This is a genomic window from Microcoleus sp. S28C3 (assembly GCF_036700785.1).
GTDB lineage: Bacteria > Cyanobacteriota > Cyanobacteriia > Cyanobacteriales > Microcoleaceae > Microcoleus > Microcoleus asticus.
Window position 1 is genome coordinate 57,514 of the sequence record NZ_JAUBPO010000029.1, and the last position, 10,329, is coordinate 67,842.

Below are 10,329 nucleotides of genomic sequence, written 5' to 3' on the forward strand. Positions count from 1 at the left end.
AATAAATCGTCCCTACAATATTCTTACCTAATTAATTAGCTCGATCGCACTACAGGAAAGCAAAATCTGTGGCAGTAATCGCGCTTGCAGGCACATTGTTGAGAGTTGCCAAAAGTTGACCGGAACCAGTAACTCGGATCAGAGTAGAACTATTTTCCGCAACAATGCTCAGTTGCGAGAAATTCAGACCGCCAATTAAGCCGATCGAATCGAGACCGTATTGAAAGTCTACAATAGTCTCGCTGCCGAGGTCAATTCCCAACATAAATCGATCGTTCCCGGTACCTCCAATCAGAGTATCATTCCCTTGATCTCCAAACAAGAAATCGTCCCCAGCACTGCCAAGCAAACTATCCTCATCCTTACCGCCGTAAAGAGTATCGTTCCCCGTTTCCCCGTTAACGGTATCCTGACCTTCATTGCCAAACAGCAAATCGTTGCCCAAACCGCCGCATATTTGGTCTTGTCCGCCAGCAGAACCAATGGGAAGAGGACTACCAATATCCCCGTACACTGTATCTTCCCCCTCGCCACCGCAGATAGTATCGCTGCCTTCATCGCCAAATAGAAGATTGCTGCCCAATTGGCCGAAAACTAAGTCATCGCCCTTGCCCGCACGCACTGTATCATCACCGTCACCGCCTGCGATCGTATCTTGATTTTTCTCCCCGCTGAGGAAGTCATCGCCCGCCAAACCGAAGACCAAATCATTGCCAGTCAAATCCGGGTCGAACGGGTTAATAGTTCCCCCGTAGATAATATCGTTACCCTGGTCGCCAATTAAAGTATCGCTCTCTTGGTCGCCAAAAATAATGTCGTCATCTTTGCCGCCGTAAACAACATCGTCGTTCTTGCCCGCAAAGATTAAATCATCTCCAGCAACCCCGTTGAGGTAATCATTACCCTCATTGCCAAACACCAAGTCGCGGTCTATATCTGGGCCAACCGGGAAAGCACTGTTAAGTCCGCCGTAAACATTATCATTGCCCCGCAACCCGGCCAACAAATCATCGCCGTCAAAACCATTTATTTCGTCACCGTTATTAGTGGCGAGAATAGTGTCGCTGCCGTTAGTACCGTTGCGGGTATTAGTGACAGAACTCGGGCCGCGAACACTGCCAATGCTGGGCAAAACAATTTGTTCACAAATGCACTCAGCATCTTGTCCTTCTTGCGGTGGCGGTTGCACTTGGGCGAAGGAATTGCCAAAGTTAATATTGCTAACATTAGTGCCGCTGACAGCAATAATATCAGCAGGATTGGCAGTAGTTTGCGTCCAACCCGGTTGATTTACTTCCCGAACTTGATAAGTTCCCGGACCTAAATTAGCGAAACTGTAGCGACCCAAACTATCAGTTGAAGTGTTAACTTCTCCAGCATCTAAAGAGTCATTGCTGTTAGCGTCAAGGAAGATTTGCCAGTTCGGCAACAGCGGTTCTTGAGTGTCCAAAACCCCATTATTATTGAGGTCATTAAACTTGCTGCCAGAGATGCTAATATTTTGGAAATTGCCGAAATTAACGTTCGATTGACTTTCGCCACTACCGAGATTAATCGGCGCGGGATTAGTAGTCGTTTGCGTCCAACCAGTCTGCTGCACTTCCCGCACGTTGTAAGTGCCAGGGTTGAGGTTGTTGAAGCTGTAATTGCCAGAACTGTCACTGTTAAGAGCAGTTTCGCCCGAATCTAAAGAGTTGTTCCCGTTAGCGTCGAGGAAAATTTGCCATCCCGAAAGACCGGTTTCCTCCGACTCCTGAGTGCCGTTGCCGTTGCCGTCATTGAATTTAAGACCGCTGATGCTGCCTTGTTGCACGGGAGTGGGAGTCGGAGTTGGAGGCGGTGTCGGAGTCGGAGTCGGAGGCGGTGTCGGAGTCGGAGGCGGAGTCGGAGTCGGAGTCGGAATAGGTATTGCTTGGTTGCCGAAATTCACAGTAGCAGGAGTAGTTTGACCGGCTGTCAGTGTGACGGCAACCGGGTTAGCCGTAGTTGTTTGGCTTCCAGCCGGTACAACTTCCCGGACGTTGTAAGTGCCTGCGGGCAAGTTGGGGAAAGTGAAACTGCCACTAGGATTAGTACCCGTGGTAACGGAAGTTTCACCTGTATCTAGAATGCTGTCGTTGTTGGTGTCGAGGAAAATCGTAACTCCGGGGACGCCAAGTTCTCCGGCAGCTTGAGTGCCGTTGCCGTCGGTGTCGTTAAATTTAATCCCGGTGATGCTGCCCAGCGGTACGGGTATTGCTTGGTTGCCAAAATTAACTGTAGTAGGAGTAGTTTGACCTGCTGCTAGCGTCACCGAAACCGGGTTGGGAGTTGTTGGCTGACTGTTTGCCGGCAAAACTTCCCGGACGCTGTAAGTACCTGCGGGCAAGTTGGGGAAAGTAAAGCTGCCATTAGTATCGCTGGTTGTCGAAGTTTCACCTGTATCTAGAAGACCGTCGTTGTTGGTGTCGAGGAAAATCGTAACTCCGGGGACACCAAGTTCTCCGGCAGCTTGAGTACCGTTGCCGTCGGTGTCGTTAAATTTAATCCCGGTGATGCTGCCGAGTACGGCGGGTATTGCTTGGTTGCCAAAATTAACTGTAGCAGGAGTAGTTTGACCAGCAGCCAGCGTCACTGCAACCGGGTTAACCGTAGTTGTTTGGCTTCCAGCCGGTACAACTTCCCGGACGCTGTAAGTGGCTGCGGGCAAGTTGGGGAAAGTAAAGCTGCCGTCAGCGGCGGTAGTTGCGGAAGTTTCGCCCGCACCGAGGATGCCGTTACCGTCAGTGTCAAGGAAAACTGTAACTCCGGGGACGCCAAGTTCTCCGGCTGCTTGAGTGCCGTTGCCGTCGGTGTCGTTAAATTTAATCCCGGTGATGCTGCCCAGTACGGTGGGTATTGCTTGGTTGCCAAAATTAACTGTAGCAGGAGTAGTTTGACCTCCTGCCAGAGTTACCGAAACCGGGTTGGGAGTTGTTGGCTGGCTGCTGGCCGGTACAACTTCCCGGACGCTGTAAGTACCTGCGGCCAAGTTGGGGAAAGTAAAGTCACCGTTGGCGCCGGTAGTTGTGGAAGTTTCGCCGGCACCGAGGATGCCGTCACCATTTGTGTCGAGAAAAACTGTAACTCCGGGGACGCCAAGTTCTCCGGCAGTTTGAGTACCGTTGCCGTCAATGTCGTTAAATTTAATCCCGGTGATGGTACTCAGCGGTACGACAACGGGAACAGGCTGTGCGGAAAATTCCGAGGTGTTGCCGGCTATGTCTGTTGCTGTCGCGGTGATTAATTGCCCTGCGGTGACGGCTGCTGGGAAAGTTTGATTGAAAGCAGCGTTCCCGGCGGCATCAGTTATTACCGCGATCAAAGCGATTAAGGTTTGACCTTGGGTGCCAGGGAAGTTGTTGGCGAAAAATTGCAGGATGAAAGAGTTATTGGGAGTGCTGTTGTAAGTTCCCGCGACGGTGACGCTGCCAGCACTGGCGGTAGCGGTAGTGAGTACGGGAGTGTTTAGGAGGTTGTTTGCACCGGTGTCGGCGTCGCCCGCATCGTTGGCAGTGGGGCCGTTTTCACCGAGGTCGATGCCGATGCCGAGGTTGGCAAAGATCGAGTTGTTTTGAATGCGGTTGCCGGTACCGGAGGCAACAGATACGCCGATATTGCCATTGTTGGCGATGATATTTCCTTCACCTGCTACTGTACCGTCAAATGTACCGCCGATCACATTGTTGCTTGCCGCAGCGGTAATCTGTACTCCTAGGGAGCTATTGCCTAAGGGGCTAGTACCGTTAGCTGCGACGCCGATGAAGTTGCCGCGCAAAAAGTTGCCTGTGGCAGAGGCGCCTGTAATCTGGACGCCTAAACCGGCGGTGAGACCGCTGTTGCCGGAAATGATATTGCCAGCGCCTGCGGTAGTGCCGCCGATCACGTTGCTGCCTGCGTTGTCTACAACTACACCAATAGTGTTTGGCAAGGCAGCAGTGCCTGCGGCGTTGGTGCCGATGTAGTTGCCGAGTACAGAGTTGAGAGTGGCATTGGCGTTGAGAATTTGCACGCCGAAACCGTCATTCCCGGAAATGATGTTTCGATCGCCCGCAGCAGTCCCGCCGATCGTGTTGCTGGAAGCATCCTGTACGAGCACGCCAGTCAAGGTGTTGCCCAAGTCTGCAGTGCCGTTGACATCGGTGCCGATGAAGTTGCCCACGACTCTGTTGCCTGTGGCAGCGTTGCTGGTAGCAGGGGCGTTTTGAATGACTACACCGAAAGCATTATTGCCGGAAATGATGTTGCGCGCACCTGCGGTATTTCCGCCGATCGTGTTGTTGGGCGCATTCTGAATAGCCACGCCAAAACCGACGTTGCCCAAGTCTGCGGTACCGTTGATGTCGGTGCCGATGAAGTTGCCCAGCACAGTGTTGCCTGTGGCTGTGGCACCATCGATAAACACGCCAGCGCTGCCATTGCCAGAAATCAAGTTGCGCTCGGCTACTGTGGTTCCGCCAACGATATTGTTAGAGCCGCCCGATATTTGCACGCCTGTCAAGGTATTGGGTAACGCAGCAGTACCAGCAGCGTTTGTGCCGATGATGTTGCCCAGCACTCGGTTGCCTGTGGCACCTGCGGCATTGATTAACACGCCGAAAGCATCGTTGCCGGAAATGATATTCCGATCGCCCGCAGCAGTCCCGCCGATCGTGTTGCCCGGTGCATTGTCAACTACTACGCCACTGCCACCGTTGCCCAAGTCTGCGGTACCGTTGGAATCGGTGCCGATAGAGTTGCCGAGTACAGAGTTGCCTGTGGCGGTATTACCTAAAATGAAGATTCCAGAACCCTGAAAGCGATTGATTGCCAGTCCCCGAATAGTGCTGCCACTGCCGGTGATTAGTATGCCGTTGGTTGTAGCCCCCGCATTGGTTCCATCAAGTTGGATCAGCGGGGTGCCGGCGAATCCTGGCTGAGAGGTGCCGTCGATGCTTACGGCCTCGGTAATTATTGGCAAAGAAGTGAGGAGCGCGATCGTCTGAACGCCTGCAGCGGGAATGTTGAAGTTAATAATATCCGCCCCAGCAAGGGCATTGGCTTGAGTAATTGCATCTCGCAGCGAACCAGCCCCAGCGTCAGCAGTATTAGTAACAGTAAAAGTAGCCAAAGTATGCGGGTAATTTGCCATTACCTCTGGCTCAATCGCCAATCCTGTTTTAATTGCTCCTGTAGCGTATTCAAGTACCCAGTTTCCGCCTTTTTGGGCGCTCCCCGTAATATCTGCAGAAGCAGCAATCTTAGCTTTTGTTAACTTGCTCAACTTTTGTACAAAAGCTGCTCCTTTTTCACCTGCTGCTACGTTACATCCGTATAGCAGAATTTCAAATCGATTTTGAATTGAGTTGACAGATGACGAAAACCACCGTTTCAAACAGCCGCGATATGTTTCTAAATTGTCGGAATTCAGGCTAGTTTGCCCTAGCTGCAAACTTCCCGATTCCCCGTGAGAAATAATGTGAATGCTTTCTATAGCTTTGCGACTCTGCAATGCTTCGGCAATTTGTTCGATGCCGTCGCGCGCCCGATCGACTAAAATTACTTCTGTACCCGTTTTAACTCCTGCTGCCAGACTTTGCCAATCTTCAACTGCTGAATCTACGAAGACTATTTGTTGGTTTTTCATAATTACTGTTCCCCCAGGCACCTAATTAGGTTTTCAAAATGTTGTTTCCGTGCAATGATATGCCCTACTTCAATCCACCACAAATACGGCTACCACAAAACCCGCCTTCAACTCAGGAAAAGTTGCACAGACAAAGCTTTACAATCATCTATTTTTGTGATTATTGTAAATTTGTTGGAGCTGGAAATTTGCTTTCTCGCACTTTTTCATTCTCAACTTAAAAAAACCAGACCGCTGGTACAACTAGCTTGTTCCCGATTCCGGAAATCTTTCAAAAAACATCAACATAATTTACACAACTTAATGTTATGTTTTTTACTAAGTACACTTTTGTGAAGAAGAATCCCACTCTACGCAAATTCCAAACCGAAAGAGTGGTAAGTATCCTGCAATTCTTCTATCTCAAATCTCAAACCGCAGGAATGGGATTTTGGCAAATCCAGCGTGTCCCTCATAACATAGAGGAATAGCCGCTAACATGGCATCATAGAAACTTGTCCCTCACATAATTGAAATTGATGACCGCTCAAAACCCTTCAGTTTCCCCCATCACTTGGAAAGAAGACCGAGTTGTGCTAATTGACCAAAACCGACTCCCCCAAGAATACGGTGTAGTTGAAATTAGCCGCTGCGAAGATATGGCTGAGGCGATTAAAACTATGATAGTCCGAGGTGCTCCGGCGATCGGGGTAGCCGCAGCTTACGGGATGTATTTGGGTGCGAGGGAAATCGAAACGGGCGATCGCACCGAATTTCTCGCTAAACTAGAAGAAGTTGGGGACTTATTGCGATCGACTCGTCCCACTGCGGTTAATTTGTTTTGGGCAATATCGCGAATGCTCAAAACAGCCGAGAAAACTAGCGGTTCTGTCGAACAAGTGCAAAAAACTTTGTTAGAAATGGCTAAAACCATTCAAGCAGAAGACTTGCAAACTTGTAAAGATATCGGCGACAAAGGTTTAGAAGTTCTGCCAGCTACACCCGAAAAATTGAACTTATTAACTCACTGCAATGCAGGTGCATTAGCAACAGCCGGCTACGGAACTGCTTTAGGTGTATTTCGTTCTGCTTGGCGAGAAGGAAGACTCGGAAGAGTTTTTGCAGACGAAACTCGGCCGCGTCTCCAAGGTGCCAAACTGACCACTTGGGAATGCGTGCAAGAAGGAATTCCCGTGACATTAATCGCCGACAATATGGCCGCTCACTGCATGAAACTCGGCATGATTCATGCAGTAGTTGTCGGTGCAGATAGAATCGCTGCTAATGGCGACGCTGCCAATAAAATTGGCACTTACAGTTTAGCAATTGTTGCCAAAGCTCACAACGTCCCGTTTTTTGTCGCTGCGCCTCTATCTACAATTGATTTTGAACTTTCCGACGGCAGCAAAATCCCTATTGAACAACGCGATCCAGTTGAAATGTATCAAGTTGGAACTACGCGAATTTGTCCTGTGGGAGTAGAATTTTACAATCCCGCTTTTGACGTAACTCCGGCGGAATTAATATCGGGAATAATCACAGAACACGGCACGGTTGCTCCTGGGGCGTTGAAACAGTTTCAGGCAAAACAATTAGTTTAATTATATGTTTCTCAACTGCTCATTCCACCTGGTATCTGTGAAATTAAGCAGGATTTATAGCAGCAGCAACTGGCAGATCAAAGTTGCGATCGCAGCTCTAACTCTGCCAGTTGTTTTCAGTCCTGTCTCGGAAGCTCAAGTGTCACAAACGCTTAAAGCTAAGGAATCACAAGCGAAAAAATTTGTGGGTTCGATGAATAAAGCTCAGCAAGTTTACTATGCTGAAAAAGCAGGCTTTACAAGTTCTGTGTCCAATCTATTGGTTTATATGGGTCTCCAAGTTAAACCTAACTCAGCCAATTACAGCTACTCGATCGGCATGGTGAAAAAAGGTGCTGTATTTAACTACGGAGTATCGAAGCAAGCTAATCTCAAAAGTTTTGTGGGTGGAGTATTTTTAGTAGGAAACAAGACCCAAACGATCTTGTGTCTAAATACAGCTAATGGCAAAATTAAACCAGCTAATCCAACTAATACCAAAGGGGTTTTAGCCTGCGGTACTAATACAGCAAAAGTTACTCAATAAATTATGTCTAATTTACTGTATAATTTAGCAGATAATTGGATAATAAGCGCAGATTTAGCTAAGCAATTACTGTCAGGAGGAGCTACTCTACTAGATGCTCGCGCACCTATTTTAAAGTGGTTTTGCCGTCTCCCACCAGCTATTCCCGTAACTTGGCAGGAATTTTCGCGATCGCACTTTCCCCACAAGGGAAAAATTATCGAAAATAACACAGTTTTAACTCAAAAACTGCAAGCAATTGGTATTTGTCAAGACAAACCTGTCATAGTCGTGGCCGATTCGGTGAAAGGGTGGGGCGAAGACGGGCGAATTGTTTGGATGTTGCGGACTTTGGGGCACGAAAAAGCAGTTTTTGTCGATGGAGGATATAGGGCTTTAATCAAAGCGGGAATTAATCGAGTAAAAGCTGCAAACAATCCACGAAAAACAGGAGATTTTGTAATATCTCGCCGCTCGAATTGGGAAATTCAGCGGGATGAATTGAAAGCTATTTTAGGCAATGATAATTTAGTAGTTATCGACGCCAGAGAGCGGCGAGAATATGCAGGTAAAACGCCTTACGGAGAACAGCGGGGCGGCCACATTCCCGGTGCGGTTCACCTTTACTACAAACAGTTGATGGACAAACAAGGAAAACTGCTGAGTCGTGGGGAAATTGTCGTTATTTTGCAGCAAAAAGGAGTTTCGCAGTCAACTCAAATTGTGAGTTATTGTAGTGGGGGAATTCGCTCTGCCTGGTTGACTTCAGTGTTGACAAATGTGGGATTTTGTGCTAAGAATTATGCAGGTTCAATGTGGGAATGGTCGGCGTCGCCGGCAGGTAGCTATCCTTTGTCAGTAATCCTTTCACGGGCGGGCTAGAAGCCCACCCCACAGAAAATTTAATGTTTGTCGAACAGGCAGAAAAGCCTGTTCTTGAGAATGGTATCTGAACTCAGATTCAACCTATTAACTACAAACGATCGAGGTTGAGAATCTCAACCGACTTGTTCGATATACTGAGCGAGATCGTCGCGCAGGCGGCTGAGTTCGGCTTCGGTGGTCACGCGCACGCGATCGTCCCTAACCGTAATCAGCACTTTCGCCGCAAAAGGAGTGGGCCAGATATTCGGGTTGCAGAAAACTTCCAAAAATACATCTCCTGCATACCGATATTCCATCTGTTTTTGGGGAGAAGCTTTAGCGCCAGCGGTTTTGGCTGCTACAGCTTTCAAGCTTTCCATCAAAGCTGCAATTTCGCTTTGCAAATCCCGCGCGGCTTGCGGAGAAAAGCTAAAGGAGACAGAACCTTCGACTAAATTCAGTGTCAGCGGAGAAAGAGACATGGGCAATGAAATTTAACATACTATTGTTAATGATAAAAAATATAGTAACCCAAAAGAAGTACATTCCAGCTCAATTGGACTGCGAAACTGGCATTAATTAAAATTTGTCTCAAGAAGCTAGGCTAAATTAATGAATATAAATCTAGTCGCAAGCTAGATTCCGCAAGAGTTTTAACCTGTTATGACTTGATAAGCTTTAAACTAGAAACCAGAAAACTTGACGGCAGATAGAGGAGATTTTATGGTTGCCGATAACCGTTCCGAAGTCCGCAAGGTTTTAATAATTACCTTATTGCTAAATTTGCTGGTGATGGCAATTAAAGCAGCCGTGGGATGGCTGACTGGTTCCCTCAGTTTGCTGGCAGATGCTTTGCACAGTGTCACGGACAGCGCTAATAATATTTTAGGATTGGTAACTAATCATTATGCCAACCCGCAGCCCGATCGCGATCATCCCTACGGACACCAAAAATTTGATGCTCTCGGAGCTCTGGGAATTGCTGCTTTTCTGGGAATTGCCTGTTTTGAAATTCTCAGCGGTGCTGTCGAAAGGCTGCTCAAAGGTGGCACAGTGGTCAAAATATCGCCAAATGAACTGTGGATTTTGCTGATTGTACTGGGGATTAATATTTTTGTCACTTTTTACGAGCGCAGAGTTGGCAAACGTCTCGGTAGCGCGATTTTAGTGGCTGACGCTCAGCACACGATGAGCGATGTTTGGGTGACAATTATGGTCATCGGCGGGTTGATTGGTGTTTGGCAAGGGCAGGTTTGGAATATACCTCAACTGAAATTCCTGGATGTGTTTTTGTCTTTTCCTGTGGCTGTTTTGGTATTTAGCAGCGGTTGGAAGGTTTTAAGGGAAAATCTGCCTTGGTTGGTGGATGAAATGGCGATCGCACCGGAAGTTATTCACGCGATCGCAATGGATGTGCCCGGCGTTGTTAATTGTCACTCGATCGCCTCCCGTGGCGTTGTAGGGCGTCAAGTATTTATTGATATGCACATGATTGTAGATGCTGTCGATGTAGAAACAGCTCACGGGATTACAGAAGAAGTAGAAGCCCGTTTGGAACAACGTTTCAGCCCTGTACGCATCTTAATTCACGTTGAACCGCCGGCTTACCATTCCGACCAAATTAGCTACGATTCTGAAGAAAAGGAAGAAGGAAAGAGGGGTAGTGCCCTGAAGGAAAGGATCGAGTAAGTTACTATTAGAGAGAAGTGTTTATCATAGTGTGATATGACAGTAGA

General features: G+C 48.1%; 6 protein-coding genes. 4 read left to right on the top strand and 2 right to left on the bottom strand.

Going from position 1 to position 10,329, the window contains the following annotated elements; translation table 11 throughout:
* Window positions 1–49 precede the first annotated feature (49 nt).
* The gene (locus QUA13_RS11270) at window positions 50–5,644 is read right to left on the bottom strand and encodes an SdrD B-like domain-containing protein (RefSeq protein ID WP_333198397.1); all 5,595 of its coding nucleotides are present in this window, start codon (window positions 5,642–5,644) and stop codon (window positions 50–52) included.
* Between the two features lie 518 nt (window positions 5,645–6,162).
* Between QUA13_RS11270 and mtnA the strand changes: the two genes are divergently transcribed.
* The 3 genes from mtnA to QUA13_RS11285 are packed head-to-tail and all read left to right on the top strand — an operon-like array spanning window position 6,163 to window position 8,611.
* A complete protein-coding gene (gene mtnA, locus QUA13_RS11275) occupies window positions 6,163–7,224 on the top strand; it encodes an S-methyl-5-thioribose-1-phosphate isomerase (protein WP_333198399.1) in 1,062 nt (353 codons plus the stop codon).
* Between the two features lie 37 nt (window positions 7,225–7,261).
* Window positions 7,262–7,750 carry a type IV pilin-like G/H family protein gene (locus QUA13_RS11280; protein WP_333198401.1) on the top strand — a complete coding sequence of 163 codons (489 nt, stop codon included), beginning with the start codon at window positions 7,262–7,264 and terminating at the stop codon, window positions 7,748–7,750.
* A 3-nt stretch (window positions 7,751–7,753) separates the two neighbouring features.
* Window positions 7,754–8,611: a rhodanese-like domain-containing protein gene (locus tag QUA13_RS11285; RefSeq protein WP_333198403.1), complete on the top strand. Its 858-nt coding sequence runs from the start codon at window positions 7,754–7,756 to the stop codon at window positions 8,609–8,611.
* A 116-nt stretch (window positions 8,612–8,727) separates the two neighbouring features.
* Here the strand turns inward: QUA13_RS11285 and QUA13_RS11290 are convergent, their stop codons facing one another.
* A complete protein-coding gene (locus QUA13_RS11290; RefSeq protein WP_333198405.1) occupies window positions 8,728–9,075 on the bottom strand; it encodes a hypothetical protein in 348 nt (115 codons plus the stop codon).
* 241 nt (window positions 9,076–9,316) lie between these two features.
* Here QUA13_RS11290 and QUA13_RS11295 point away from each other — a divergent pair, with 241 nt between their 5' ends.
* Window positions 9,317–10,282: a cation diffusion facilitator family transporter gene (locus QUA13_RS11295; RefSeq protein WP_333198407.1), complete on the top strand. Its 966-nt coding sequence runs from the start codon at window positions 9,317–9,319 to the stop codon at window positions 10,280–10,282.
* Window positions 10,283–10,329 lie beyond the last annotated feature (47 nt).

Coding starts and splice junctions, on each gene's coding strand:
- QUA13_RS11285 (WP_333198403.1), top strand. CDS start 7,754: ATGTCTAATTTACTGTATAATTTAGCAGATAATTGGATAATAAGCGCA.
- QUA13_RS11295 (WP_333198407.1), top strand. CDS start 9,317: ATGGTTGCCGATAACCGTTCCGAAGTCCGCAAGGTTTTAATAATTACC.
- mtnA (WP_333198399.1), top strand. CDS start 6,163: ATGACCGCTCAAAACCCTTCAGTTTCCCCCATCACTTGGAAAGAAGAC.
- QUA13_RS11290 (WP_333198405.1), bottom strand. CDS start 9,075: ATGTCTCTTTCTCCGCTGACACTGAATTTAGTCGAAGGTTCTGTCTCC.
- QUA13_RS11270 (WP_333198397.1), bottom strand. CDS start 5,644: ATGAAAAACCAACAAATAGTCTTCGTAGATTCAGCAGTTGAAGATTGG.